Source organism: Mediterranea sp. ET5 (assembly GCF_023337025.1).
GTDB lineage: Bacteria > Bacteroidota > Bacteroidia > Bacteroidales > Bacteroidaceae > Phocaeicola_A.
Map to the genome: position 1 here is coordinate 1 of NZ_JAMBLN010000001.1, position 13,032 is coordinate 13,032.

Consider the following 13,032-nt stretch of genomic DNA (forward strand, 5'->3'; position numbering starts at 1 on the left):
AACTTACAAACTTTCTATACATATACTTCGATTTTAAACAATAATATCTTATTCATAACACACAGGAATCAACCACCTATCCGTTCAGCCCTGATAACATCATACTATTCATTATGTTTTATCACGTTGCATTCTACACCTACCACTATTAGTATCCAAAGGTAGGCTCCTGCGATCGGTTTCACAATGGACTGCCATACATAAACCTGCAGTTTTGTTCTTCTACCTTATCAAAAATGACAGAACACATGAAATTACTGTGATTTAAACAAACGTCCATATAGATAAACGAGAGCGTAGACTGCTATGTGCCACCTTGCACATGACAACTGATAATAATAATTCCACAAATGAAAAATAAGCTGAGTGGGGAAAGAAGGAACATAAGAAGAACCCTGTAAATACAGAGCGGTCTGGATACAAAAAAAGGAAGACTATCTTTTCAATAGACTTCCTCTGACGAGCGGAAAACGAGACTCGAACTCGCGACCCCAACCTTGGCAAGGTTGTGCTCTACCAACTGAGCTATTTCCGCAAAGCGTGAAGAGAATGAGACTCGAACTCACACGGCATAATTGCCACTACCCCCTCAAAGTAGCGCGTCTACCAATTCCGCCATCTCTCCAGCATGTCAAAAATTTGCTTTCAAAATCAGTGCCCAAAACAGGACTCGAACCTGCACGGCTGTTAACCACTCGCACCTGAAACGAGCGCGTCTACCATTCCGCCACTTGGGCAACTGATACCGGACACTTCCGGATTGGTTTCATCGATTGATTGAGCGGAAAACGAGACTCGAACTCGCGACCCCAACCTTGGCAAGGTTGTGCTCTACCAACTGAGCTATTTCCGCATCAATCTTTGTTTCTCGATTGCGGTTGCAAAGGTAGGCATAATTTTGAAACCTGCAAACAATTCGACAAAAAAAATCACTAACTCATGCGATTTTTATAGTCTTCATAGGTAAAACGCTTATATACGTCTAATGTCCCATCCGCACGCAACAAGGCGATTCCAGGATGTTGGATGCCATTAAACATATTGGTTTTCACCATTGTATAATGTATCATATCTTCAAAGATGACAGGCTCACCCACTTGCAGGAAGTGATCGAAGCGCCAAGCCCCCATATAGTCCCCGCTCAAGCAACTATTTCCGCCCAAACGGTAAATCGGGTCATTGGGCTTTGCATGTTTCACCGCTTCATCCGGCAATGTTTCCGCTCCACGTACTTTAGGCTGATAGGGCATCTCCAGGCAATCGGGCATGTGACAGGTAAAACTTACGTCCAAAATGGCTGTACGTATACCACGGCTCTCCACGATGTCTACTACCCGACTGACGAGCGGTCCCGTCTGCCAGGTAAAAGCGGAACCGGGCTCCAGGATAAGATGCAGATGGGGAAACCGCGCTTGCAAGCCTTGCAACAGACGGATGAGATGTTCCACATCATAGTCCTCCCGAGTCATCAAATGCCCGCCCCCCAAATTGAGCCATTTCAATTGAGGGAACCAACGGGAGAATTTCTCTTCCAAATGCTGCAACGTATGTTCCAGCTCATAGGAACTGCTCTCACAATGACAATGACAATGAAATCCTTCGATTCCTTCAGGCAACTGCTCCGGCAACAAATCGGCAGTCACTCCAAAACGGGTACCCGGCGCACAGGGATTGTACAGCTCCACTTCCACTTCCGAATATTCGGGATTGACACGGATGCCACACGATATGGGTTCCGCATAAGCTTTCACCTGCGGATAGAAACGTTCATATTGACTGAAAGAATTGAATGTAATATGACTGCTGCACCGCAATATTTCAGAGAAGTCCTCCTCCGTATAAGCAGGAGAATAGGTGTGTGCCTTACTCCCAAACTCTTCAAAAGCCAAACGGGCCTCATAGGGAGAGCTGGCTGTCGTAAAATGAATATATTCCCGGAAAATCGGAAATGACTTCCACATGGCAAATGATTTAAATGCCAATATGATTTCCACCCCGGCACGTTCCTTGACCGAACGAATCAGTTCAAGATTCCGACGAAGCAGTTCCTCTTCCATCACATAACAAGGAGAAGGGATAATGTCCAGATGTTCTGACACCTTTGAAAAATGAAGGTTGCTTTCCATTCTATAAACTATTGTAGATTTATTTATTTCACATTTCGATTCGGCTGAAGCCACTCCCAGCTGCAGCCAGCCGGAAGCAATGGACCGGTTTCCACCGCTTACCCGATAACCTTGAAACGGGCAAACTTCAACAGAAGTTGCTTTACTCCGGCATTTTGGAAACGGACAGTCGCTTTACAGTTCTCTCCCGTCCCCTCCACGCGTTCGATTATTCCTATGCCAAAGCGCTCATGTTCGATCTGTTGACCGGCACATACTCCATAGCTGTTCGTACCCGAAGATGCCACAGGCTCCGTGCTGGTCATTTTCTTCAAGCGGGGAGTCTCCGTAGCTTCCGTCTTGCCCTTCGGACGTTCTTCTGCAAAAAGACGGGAACGTACGGGCTCGGTAGTCTTGCGCACCGGTGTGACACGTCGGGAAGAAGCCTGCATGTTTTGGGGGAGTTCCAAGAATCGTGCATCAATATCACGCAGGAAACGGCTCGGATTGCCAAACTCCATGTGCCCATAACGGAACCGACTCCGTGCAAAAGAAAGGAAGCAATGTTTCTCTGCCCGGGTAATAGCCACATAGAACAAGCGACGTTCTTCCTCCAGTTCCCGATAAGAGTTCTTTGCCATCGCACTGGGGAACAAGTCCTCTTCCAAGCCTACGACAAAGACTGTGTTAAACTCCAAGCCTTTAGCTGAATGTACCGTCATCAAGGTAATCTTCTCTTCGGAATCAGAACGATCCATATCCTGGTCGGACAGCAATGATACTTCAGACAGAAAATCCGGCAGATACACATGTTCCGCCTCTCCTTCTTCCTGACGGGTACTACAGAAATCATGTATACCATTCACCAGTTCTTCCACATTCTCCTGACGACTCAGGCTTTCCGGAGACTTGTCCTGATAGATTTCATTGATGATACCGGACTGACGTATGATGTCTGCTCCAAGTGTGTATGCATCCTCCGTCATCACACGTGCCTGAAAATTCGCTATCAACTGCCGGAACGCCATCAGCTTGTTTGCAGTGCCCTTATTAATGGACAGTGCATACGCCTCAGGCTGGCACAGAACGGTCCACAGACTGACGTGAGCTTCAGTGGCTGCCTGAATGATCTTATTGACAGTCGTATCGCCGATACCACGGGCTGGATAATTGATGATACGCTTGAACGCTTCTTCATCGTCGGGATTCACCACCAGACGGAAATAGGCTATCACATCCTTGATTTCCTTCCGCTGATAAAATGACAGACCTCCATAGATGCGATAAGGCAAAGACCGTTTACGCAATGCCTCTTCAAAGATTCGCGATTGTGCATTGGTACGGTACAGGATGGCGAAGTCGGAATAAGCTATATCTTCCCGCCGATGCAGCTCCACCACCTTATTGGCCACAATCTCTCCTTCTTCCACATCGGAATAGGCATCTGTCACTTTGATGCGGTCCCCGGTCTCATTCTCCGAAAAGACTTCCTTGCGGATCTGTTCCCTGTTTTTCTCAATCAGACTGTTGGCTGCGTTTACAATCGTCTGTGTCGAGCGATAGTTCTGTTCCAGCTTGAACAGCTTGGCATCCTTATACTGGCGGGTAAACTTCAGAATGTTGTCGATATTCGCACCCCGGAAGGAATAGATACTTTGCGCGTCATCGCCAACGACACAGACACGTTGCCGCTCCCTGGTCAGTTGCCACACAATGCTATGCTGGGCAAAGTTTGTATCCTGATACTCGTCGACCAGCACATAAGCAAAACGTTCCGCATATTTATGACAAATTTCAGGATGTTCTTCAAACAATAAATAGGTATAGAGCAACAGGTCATCAAAGTCCATGGCTCCGGCTTGCCGGCAACGTTCCCAATAGCGAAGATATACCTTATATATATCACCCATCTTCGCTTCCCGGTCCGACTCCCGCAATTCCGTATTGGAGGCATACGCCTGCGGTAACACCAGATAGTTTTTTGCATTGGAAATCCGACTCTGAACAGAAGCCGGCTTGTAAGTCTTATCGTCCAGCCCCATTTCCTTGATGATTGCCTTTATCAGGCTACGGGAATCGGTCTGGTCATAAATGGTGAAGTTGGACTTGAAGCCCAGGACCTCAGCCTCCGTCCGCAAGATGCGTGCAAAGATGGAATGAAAGGTTCCCATCCATAAATACCGGGCACGCTCCCATCCCACTTGCCGTGCCACGCGGCTCTTCATCTCCGCTGCGGCTTTATTGGTAAAGGTCAACGCCAATACGGACCAAGGTTCATAGCCCTGTTCCAGCAGATAAGCAATTTTATAGGTCAATACGCGCGTCTTACCTGAACCGGCTCCGGCTATCACCAACGAAGGTCCGTCAATATACAACACGGCCTCCCGCTGACTCTCATTCAATTCATCTATATAATTTGTACTCGCTTGCATCAGAATTTCTATTTGGGCGCAAACTTAGACAAAGTAGAATAAACAGGCAAAAAATCATAGCCCTAAAAAGATTTCCTCTCAAGCAGCTGACCGGCACGTCACCTTTCTCCCCGACAGAGAAACCAAACGCTACAGAAAACGGGCAGTGCCCAACATAATGACAGCTTTCCGCGAAGATTTCTTCGTTTATTCCGGAGAAATTCCGTAAGTTTGCATGAAAATTCGACCCGATTGTTCATTGGCTTTTGAGTGGATTTTTGATTTAAAACGAGTCTGTCCAAACAAGCTAAAGACCGTCCGGGAAGAAACAGTCATGATTGTACAAGCCATGACAGACAAACTAGAGAATGACCATAAACGAAATCATCCGTAAAATTTCGAACAGGCTATGACGAAAAAAAAGACAGAAGCTGCTGCTTCTACAGACAAATTATCCACCTTACGCAATATCATTCACATCCTGAGAAGTGAAACCGTCCAATTCATTTTCGGGCTTTTGTGTATTATATTCTCTTTCTACCTATTGCTGGCATTTACCTCCTTCTTCTTCAACGGAGGTGCCGATCAAAGCATTGTAGCGAATCCGGAGGCAGGAGAGCTACTTTCAGTCGACAACAACATACAGAATTCAACCGGTTCACGAGGAGCTGTTCTTGCAGAATTCCTCATCAATCGCTGCTTCGGTTTTTCCGCCTATTTCATCGCAATCTTCTTGGGGATCGCCGGTCTGCAGCTTGTCAAGGCTGAGTATCATTTCCGGATATGGAAATGGTTCATCAGCTGTACAATTCTGATGATATGGGGTTCTATCTTCTTTGGCTTTTTGTTTGAAAGTACGTTTGGAAACAGTTTTATCTACCCGGGCGGAATCCACGGACATAACATCAGTATGTGGCTGTCTTCACAGATTGGTGCTACGGGAGTTATCCTCCTGCTATTGGGGGTAGCTGTCATTTACCTTGTATATATGAGCCGTTCCACCATCCGTGTCGTACGCCGTATCCTTCATCCGTCTCTCAAGAAGAAGAAAGATACAACCGTGTCTGCTGCTGCGGCGGCTCCTGCTCCACAACAGAATGATACAACAGGACCAGAACGTACGGAAGAAAAGACACCGGACACAACATCTCAGGATGTGGAAGAGGAGTCCCAACCGCTGACTTTCAATCTGGATACGACTCCGTCATCGCCTGCAAACGCCTCCCGTCGCCAGGCAACACTCACAACTACGGAGGAAGAAGCGGAAGAAACGCCTGAGGATGAAAAAAAAAGCACATTAGTACCCCCTCCGACTCCTCCGAAGCCTGACAAGGCCCCGGAAATGGAAGTCAGTATCGGTGGAACGGAAGAAGACAACGAAATCACCCAGCTTCCTCCCTACAATCCCAAACTCGATTTGGAGAACTACCATGCACCGACCATTGACCTGCTGAAAAAATACGAGGACAACTCTCCGTCCATCGACCGGGATGAGCTGGATGCCAACAAGGATCGCATCATCGACGTGCTGCGTAGCTTTGGTGTGGAAATCTCTTCCATCAATGCCACAGTCGGTCCGACCATTACCTTGTATGAGATTACGCCGGCACAGGGAGTGCGCATTGCCAAAATCCGCAACCTGGGCAGTGACATTGCCCTGAGCCTGGCAGCCAAAGGTATCCGCATCATTGCCCCGATACCCGGCAAGGGAACGATCGGTATCGAAGTGCCTAATTCGAAGGCTAAGATTGTCCCCATGCGCGACATCATTGCCAGCAAGAAATTCCAGGAGTCAACTTTCGACCTTCCTATCGCATTGGGTAAGACCATCACCAACGAAGTGTTTGTCGCTGACTTATGCAAAATGCCACACGTCCTGGTTGCAGGAGCTACCGGACAAGGTAAGTCTGTCGGATTGAACGCCATCATTACCTCCTTGCTCTATAAAAAGCACCCGGCAGAATTGAAATTCGTCATGGTTGACCCCAAAATGGTCGAATTCAGCATGTACAATCCCATCGAGAAGCACTTCCTGGCGAAACTGCCCGATGGCAATGAAGCAATTATCACAGACCCGACCAAAGTGATACAGACGCTGCAATCACTCTGTATCGAGATGGACAACCGTTATGAATTGCTCAAAGCTGCAAACGTCCGCCAAATCAAGGAATACAACCAGAAGTTCATCAACCGGCAACTGAACCCGGAAAAGGGACATAAGTTCCTGCCCTATATCGTTGTCATCATTGACGAGTTCGGCGACTTGATCATGACAGCCGGTAAGGAAATCGAGACACCGATTGCCCGTATCGCCCAGAAAGCGCGTGCCGTGGGTATCCACATGATTATCGCGACCCAACGTCCTGCCGCCAATATCATCACGGGAGTCATCCGGGCTAACTTCCCGGCACGGATTGCCTTCAAGGTATCCACGATGATGGAGTCACGCATCATCCTCGACACCCCGGGAGCGGACCAACTCATCGGACGTGGAGACATGCTGATTTCCCAGTCAAACGAACTGACCCGTATCCAATGCGCCTTTGTCGATACGCCTGAAGTGGAAAACATCACGGAGTACATCAGCCACCAGCAAGGCTACCCGTCGGCCTTCTACCTGCCTGAATATGTGGGAGAAGAGAGTGACAGCAGCATGAATGAGGTGGACATGAACCGACTCGACCCGATGTTTGCCGATGCAGCCAGACTGGTTGTCAGCTACCAGCAAGGTTCGACTTCCCTTATCCAACGCAAGTTCTCCATTGGCTACAACCGGGCGGGACGCATCATGGACCAGCTGGAACATGCAGGTATCGTCGGTCCCAGTGAAGGCAGCAAGGCACGTCAAGTGCTATGCGTAGACTTGGATGACCTGGAGACGCGATTGGCTAATTTGCAACAATAAACTTTAGTAAGCTCAATATCATTATGAAAATCAGGAACATTTTATCATGCATATTATTATCCGTCTGCACCTTGGGAGTGCAGGCGCAAAAAGAGACGCAGGCCCGTCAGCTGTTGGACAAGACCGCTGCCATCTTCAACGATAAGGGGGTAGACGTGAAATTCAGATTCTGGACGAATGGGAACAAACAGGATCAAACCTCCGGAAGCATTGCCGTAAAAGGCAACAAGTTTCATCTGACAACCCCATCCGCCATCACGTGGTTCGATGGAAAGACACAGTGGAGCTACCTGCCTGCCAACCAGGAAGTGAACGTCAGCAATCCGACACCTGAAGAGCTGCAGAGTATCAATCCCTATGCTTTCATCGGCCTGTACAAGCAAGGTTACACCTACCGCGTAGGGGCATGCAAGAACTATCAGGGAAAAGCTATCGACGAAATCGACCTGCAAGCGGAAAATCCCAAACAAGAGATTCAGGCTGTCAAGTTGTATGTCGACAAGCGCAATGCGCAACCTCTTTATATCAAAATAACAGATTGTAACAAAAATATCAATGAGATAGAAGTTACATCTCTGAAAAAAGCTCTACTTTTACCGGACAATCGGTTTATCTTTGACACAAAGCAATATCCGAATGTTGAAGTAATTGACTTGAGATAATCAGAATCACATAAATAAGATCAAACAGTATGAGTACAGAAAGAGTTAGATGCCTGATCATCGGTTCAGGTCCTGCCGGATATACAGCGGCAATTTATACCGGTCGTGCAAATATTGCTCCGGTCCTTTATGAAGGAATCCAACCGGGCGGCCAGTTGACTACGACGACAGAAGTTGAGAATTTTCCCGGATATCCGGAAGGTATTACCGGACCGGAACTGATGGAAGACTTGCGCAAACAGGCTGAACGCTTCGGTGCTGACATCCGCAGCGGTATCGCCGTAGCAGCTGACCTCAGCAAAGCTCCTTATAAGGTAACGATTGACGATGGAAAAGAAATCGAAGCCGACACCATCATCATCAGCACCGGCGCAACTGCTAAATACCTGGGACTGGAAGATGAAAAGAAATACGCTGGTATGGGTGTCAGTGCTTGTGCTACCTGCGACGGATTCTTCTATCGCAAGAAAGTGGTAGCCGTAGTCGGAGGTGGTGACACTGCCTGCGAAGAGGCTACCTACCTGTCGGGATTGGCTTCCAAGGTATACCTCATTGTCCGCAAACCTTATCTGCGTGCATCCAAGATCATGCAGGACCGTGTACTGAACAACCCGAAAATCGAGGTGCTTTTTGAACACAATACAGTAGGCTTGTTTGGAGAAAACGGTGTTGAAGGCGCACATGTTGTCTACAAGATGGGTGAACCGGAAGAGAAGCGTTACGACATTGCTATTGACGGATTCTTCCTCGCCATCGGCCATAAACCGAACTCCGACATCTTTAAGCCCTACGTAGACACCGACGAAGTTGGCTACATCATCACGGAAGGAGCAACTCCGCGTACAAAAGTACCCGGCGTATTTGCTGCCGGCGACGTGGCCGACCCGCACTACCGTCAGGCTATCACGGCGGCAGGAAGCGGTTGCAAGGCAGCCATCGAAGTGGAAAGATACTTGAGCGAACATGGACTCTAAGCTCGTGTAACGGATAACGCAGATGACATCAGGCTATCACAAGCCATGCCATCTGCGTTCTTTTCATTGGGCAAGCGAACGAAAGGCTTGCCTATTCCTATTCTTCAACCAACGACTTACGAGATGAGAAAAACTACTCTCCTATCCTTCAGCCTGTGTCTGCTGTTTCTTGTGTTTCTGTCTTCGTGCCGCAGCATCACCCCCTCCTACAATTACCGCGAACTGGCACGTGCCGGTATCACCTTGGGAATGGACATCGAGCAGGAAGACAACCACCGTCTCTACGTGGAAGCATCCAAATGGATTGGAACTCCCTATCGCAACGGAGGAAGCAACCGCAAGGGAGTGGATTGTTCCGGACTGACAGCCGCCCTATATAATAAGGTATATAAGGTCAAGCTGCAACGTTCCAGCGACGGACAACTCAAAAAGGACTGCCGACGCATCAGCAAACGGCAGTTGCAGGAAGGCGACCTCGTCTTTTTTCATGGAAAGCGTTCCCGACGCACTGCCAATCACGTCGGTGTTTACCTGAAGAACAACAAATTTATCCATGCCAGCAGCAGCCAGGGAGTCATCGTCAGTGACTTGGATGAAAGCTATTGGAAACGCTACTGGCTCTCCGGAGGAAGAGTAAAATAACATTTATTAGTAGGGCAAGCCTGATACTGTTCTGTTTTTTCTCTACAAACATTTGTGTATATCAACCGATTGATGTAATTTTGCGCCCGATTTAGTCCGTTCGGGTACGAAGAAGTAATATCGGAAGGCCGATATTCACCTGACGGAGAAACCGTTTAATCTTATTATAAAATGTACGTAATCGTAGAAATTAACGGACAACAGTTCAAAGCTGAAGAAGGCAAGAAGCTGTTTGTACACCACATTCAGAATGCTGAAAACGGCGCAACTGTTGAATTTGACAAAGTTTTGTTGGTTGACAACAATGGTAATGTAACGGTAGGTGCTCCTACTGTAGAAGGTGCAAAAGTTGTTTGCGAAGTAGTTTCTCATCTGGTTAAGGGCGACAAGGTCCTCGTATTCCACAAGAAGAGAAGAAAAGGCTACAGAAAGTTGAACGGTCACCGTCAACAATTCACAGAGTTAACAATCAAACAAGTTATTGCTTAATCATTTAAATTTTAGTAGAAATGGCACATAAAAAAGGTGTTGGTAGTTCAAAGAACGGCCGTGAATCAGCAAGTAAAAGATTAGGCGTAAAGATATTTGGTGGACAAGTTTGCAAAGCTGGTAACATCATTGTTCGTCAAAGAGGTACTGTGCACAATCCCGGTGAAAACATCGGCATGGGTAGTGACCACACTCTTTACGCATTGGTAGATGGTACTGTATGCTTCAAAAAGGGACGTAACAACAAGAGTTACGTATCAATTATCCCGACGGCTGAAGCGTAAACCTCATACTGAAGACATAGAAAGGCTCATGGAAAATCCGTGAGCCTTTTTTGTATTTTATACAAAGGAATCTCTATCTTTGCAAGCGATTCTACATACCATTCAGGAATTTAACAAGACATACAGATATGCTTACCATCAAACAAATTACAGACGACACGGAGAAAGTCATCCGTGGACTGGAAAAGAAACATTTCGAACACGCAAAAGAAGTCATCGCTAAAGTAATAGAACTAAACGATAAACGAAAAGCCTCACAAGCACTACTCGACAACAACCTTGCCGAAATCAATACTACTTCCAAGACAATCGGCGCACTGATCAAGAGCGGAAAGAAAGAGGAAGCCGAAGCGGCAAAAGCACGCGTGGCTGAAATCAAAGAAGCCAACAAAAGCCTGGAGGAAGCCAAGGAAGGGGCTGCCAACGAAATGCAGGCTCTGCTCTACACGATTCCCAACATCCCTTACGACGAAGTGCCTGAGGGCAAGACTGCGGAAGACAACGTTGTGGTCAAGATGGGCGGCATGGAGACAGAACTGCCCAAGAACGCACTGCCTCACTGGGAGCTTGCCAGGAAATACGACATCATCGACTTTGACTTGGGCGTAAAGATTACCGGCGCCGGATTCCCCGTATACAAAGGGAAAGGGGCACGGCTGCAACGTGCGCTGATCAACTTCTTCCTGGATGAGGCACGCGAGGCAGGCTATACGGAAATCATGCCGCCGACGGTCGTGAACGCCGCATCGGGATACGGCACGGGACAGCTGCCTGACAAGGAGGGACAGATGTATCATTGCGAAGTCGATGACCTCTACCTCATCCCGACGGCTGAAGTGCCTGTCACGAATATCTACCGCGATGTCATCCTCGATGAGAAGGACCTCCCGATCAAGAATTGCGCATACACGGAGTGTTTCCGTCGGGAAGCCGGCTCCTATGGAAAGGAAGTACGCGGACTGAACCGCCTGCATGAATTCTCCAAGGTGGAACTGGTGCGCATCGACAAGCCGGAGCATTCCCGTCAGTCACACCAGGAAATGCTGGACCACGTGGAAGGACTGCTGAAGAAACTGGAACTCCCCTATCGCATCCTTCGTCTGTGCGGAGGAGACATGAGCTTCACCTCTGCCATCTGCTATGACTTCGAGGTTTATTCGGAAGCTCAGCAACGTTGGCTGGAAGTCAGCTCCGTATCCAACTTCGACACCTATCAGGCAAACCGCCTGAAGTGCCGTTACCGTACGGCGGAAAAGAAGACGGAACTCTGCCACACCCTCAACGGCTCTGCACTGGCATTGCCGCGTATCGTGGCTGCATTGCTGGAGAACAACCAGACACCCGAGGGTATCCGCATCCCGAAGGCACTCGTTCCGTATTGCGGCTTCGACATGATCGACTGATTCATACTAATAAATTCACACAAAGCACGAATCCGGGGAACTTGCGGGTTCGTGCTTTTATCTTTACACCTGACTCAACATGCTACATTTCGACTGCGACTACATGGAGGGAGCGCATCCGCTCATCCTGGAACGTCTCCTGCAGACAAACCTGGAACAGACACCCGGTTATGGCTGCGACATCTACACACAACGTGCCAAAGAGAAAATCCGGCAAGCCTGCAACTGTCCCGAGGCTGCCGTACATTTCCTGGTAGGGGGCACACAGACCAACGCCACGGTCATCGACGGACTGCTCCGCACGTATGAAGGCGTACTGGCTGCCGAGACCGGACACATCAACGTGCACGAGTCCGGAGCCATCGAAGCCAGCGGGCACAAGGTACTGACCTTGCCACAAACCGACGGGAAGGTCCAGGCAGAGGATGTGGACCGCTACATCACGTCGTTTTACCAGGATGCGACCTACGAACACATGGTGGCTCCGGGGATGCTGTACATTTCCTTCCCGACTGAATATGGCACGCTCTACAGCCGGAAGGAACTGGAGGCGCTCAGCGAAACATGCCACCGCCACCACATCCCGCTCTTCATCGACGGGGCGCGGATGGGCTATGGACTGACGGCCACGCCGGCAGATGTCACGCTGGAAGATATTGCACGCTGGAGCGATGTCTTCTACATCGGTGGGACGAAAGTCGGGGCGTTGTTCGGCGAAGCGGTCGTCGTGACCAATCCTCGGCTGCTGACTCACTTCTTCCCCATCATCAAGCAGCACGGTGCCCTCCTGGCAAAGGGACGTCTGCTGGGCATCCAGTTCGACACGCTGTTCACCGACGGGCTGTATTTCCGCATCGCCCGGCACGCCAACGACATGGCAGAGAAGCTCAAGAAGGGATTTGCTGACAGGCACTACCGTTTCTTCATGGATTCGCCGACCAACCAGCAGTTCGTGATTCTCGACAACCGGCAGAAGGAGGAACTGCACCGCCATGCGACCTTCGAGACGTGGGCGGTCATCGACGAATCGCACTCCGCCGTCCGGTTCGCTACGAGCTGGGCGACCCGCGAAGAGGATGTGGACGCACTGATTGAACTTTTATAAGAATACCTGCTAAAACAAAGGTGGCACCCTCCGCAAAGAAGATGCCACCTTT

Annotated in this window: 10 protein-coding genes and 4 tRNA genes; 8 read left to right on the top strand and 6 right to left on the bottom strand. The window is 48.9% G+C overall.

Annotated features, from left to right (window positions below; genetic code table 11):
- Window positions 1-462: 462 nt before the first annotated feature.
- The 6 genes from M3087_RS00005 to M3087_RS00030 form a co-directional block, all read right to left on the bottom strand.
- Window positions 463-535, bottom strand: a tRNA-Gly gene (locus M3087_RS00005).
- 6 nt (window positions 536-541) lie between these two features.
- Window positions 542-625, bottom strand: a tRNA-Leu gene (locus M3087_RS00010).
- Between the two features lie 30 nt (window positions 626-655).
- Window positions 656-737, bottom strand: a tRNA-Leu gene (locus tag M3087_RS00015).
- 43 nt (window positions 738-780) lie between these two features.
- A tRNA-Gly gene (locus M3087_RS00020) sits at window positions 781-853 on the bottom strand.
- A gap of 79 nt (window positions 854-932) precedes the next feature.
- On the bottom strand, window positions 933-2,126 hold the full coding sequence (nspC, locus tag M3087_RS00025) for a carboxynorspermidine decarboxylase (RefSeq protein WP_249092886.1): 1,194 nt from the start codon (window positions 2,124-2,126) through the stop codon (window positions 933-935).
- A gap of 98 nt (window positions 2,127-2,224) precedes the next feature.
- Window positions 2,225-4,537: an ATP-dependent helicase gene (locus tag M3087_RS00030; RefSeq protein ID WP_249092887.1), complete on the bottom strand. Its 2,313-nt coding sequence runs from the start codon at window positions 4,535-4,537 to the stop codon at window positions 2,225-2,227.
- A gap of 388 nt (window positions 4,538-4,925) precedes the next feature.
- Between M3087_RS00030 and M3087_RS00035 the strand changes: the two genes are divergently transcribed.
- The 8 genes from M3087_RS00035 to M3087_RS00070 all read left to right on the top strand — a co-directional run bounded on the left by M3087_RS00035 (window position 4,926) and on the right by M3087_RS00070 (window position 12,980).
- A complete protein-coding gene (locus tag M3087_RS00035; RefSeq protein WP_022386103.1) occupies window positions 4,926-7,421 on the top strand; it encodes a DNA translocase FtsK in 2,496 nt (831 codons plus the stop codon).
- A 23-nt stretch (window positions 7,422-7,444) separates the two neighbouring features.
- The gene (locus M3087_RS00040) at window positions 7,445-8,083 is read left to right on the top strand and encodes a LolA-like putative outer membrane lipoprotein chaperone (RefSeq protein ID WP_249092889.1); all 639 of its coding nucleotides are present in this window, start codon (window positions 7,445-7,447) and stop codon (window positions 8,081-8,083) included.
- Window positions 8,084-8,112: 29 nt separating this feature from the next.
- Entirely contained in the window at window positions 8,113-9,057 is a 945-nt protein-coding gene (trxB, locus tag M3087_RS00045) for a thioredoxin-disulfide reductase (RefSeq protein ID WP_022386101.1), read from the top strand.
- 123 nt (window positions 9,058-9,180) lie between these two features.
- Window positions 9,181-9,699, top strand: a complete 519-nt coding sequence (locus M3087_RS00050; protein WP_022386100.1) for a C40 family peptidase — start codon at window positions 9,181-9,183, stop codon at window positions 9,697-9,699.
- 171 nt (window positions 9,700-9,870) lie between these two features.
- Window positions 9,871-10,188, top strand: coding sequence for a 50S ribosomal protein L21 (rplU, locus tag M3087_RS00055; RefSeq protein ID WP_022386099.1), 318 nt, complete (start codon window positions 9,871-9,873; stop codon window positions 10,186-10,188).
- 20 nt (window positions 10,189-10,208) lie between these two features.
- Window positions 10,209-10,472: a 50S ribosomal protein L27 gene (gene rpmA, locus M3087_RS00060; RefSeq protein ID WP_022386098.1), complete on the top strand. Its 264-nt coding sequence runs from the start codon at window positions 10,209-10,211 to the stop codon at window positions 10,470-10,472.
- Between the two features lie 128 nt (window positions 10,473-10,600).
- On the top strand, window positions 10,601-11,875 hold the full coding sequence (gene serS / locus M3087_RS00065; protein WP_022386097.1) for a serine--tRNA ligase: 1,275 nt from the start codon (window positions 10,601-10,603) through the stop codon (window positions 11,873-11,875).
- A gap of 79 nt (window positions 11,876-11,954) precedes the next feature.
- Complete coding sequence (locus M3087_RS00070; RefSeq protein ID WP_022386096.1) at window positions 11,955-12,980, top strand: threonine aldolase family protein; 1,026 nt, start codon at window positions 11,955-11,957, stop codon at window positions 12,978-12,980.
- Window positions 12,981-13,032: the final 52 nt, after the last annotated feature.

Excerpts from the sequence above, each read along its gene's own strand:
- M3087_RS00040 (WP_249092889.1), top strand. The coding sequence starts at position 7,445 with ATGAAAATCAGGAACATTTTATCATGCATATTATTATCCGTCTGCACC.
- M3087_RS00050 (WP_022386100.1), top strand. The coding sequence starts at position 9,181 with ATGAGAAAAACTACTCTCCTATCCTTCAGCCTGTGTCTGCTGTTTCTT.
- nspC (WP_249092886.1), bottom strand. The coding sequence starts at position 2,126 with ATGGAAAGCAACCTTCATTTTTCAAAGGTGTCAGAACATCTGGACATT.
- M3087_RS00030 (WP_249092887.1), bottom strand. The coding sequence starts at position 4,537 with ATGCAAGCGAGTACAAATTATATAGATGAATTGAATGAGAGTCAGCGG.
- M3087_RS00035 (WP_022386103.1), top strand. The coding sequence starts at position 4,926 with ATGACGAAAAAAAAGACAGAAGCTGCTGCTTCTACAGACAAATTATCC.
- serS (WP_022386097.1), top strand. The coding sequence starts at position 10,601 with ATGCTTACCATCAAACAAATTACAGACGACACGGAGAAAGTCATCCGT.
- M3087_RS00070 (WP_022386096.1), top strand. The coding sequence starts at position 11,955 with ATGCTACATTTCGACTGCGACTACATGGAGGGAGCGCATCCGCTCATC.
- rpmA (WP_022386098.1), top strand. The coding sequence starts at position 10,209 with ATGGCACATAAAAAAGGTGTTGGTAGTTCAAAGAACGGCCGTGAATCA.
- trxB (WP_022386101.1), top strand. The coding sequence starts at position 8,113 with ATGAGTACAGAAAGAGTTAGATGCCTGATCATCGGTTCAGGTCCTGCC.
- rplU (WP_022386099.1), top strand. The coding sequence starts at position 9,871 with ATGTACGTAATCGTAGAAATTAACGGACAACAGTTCAAAGCTGAAGAA.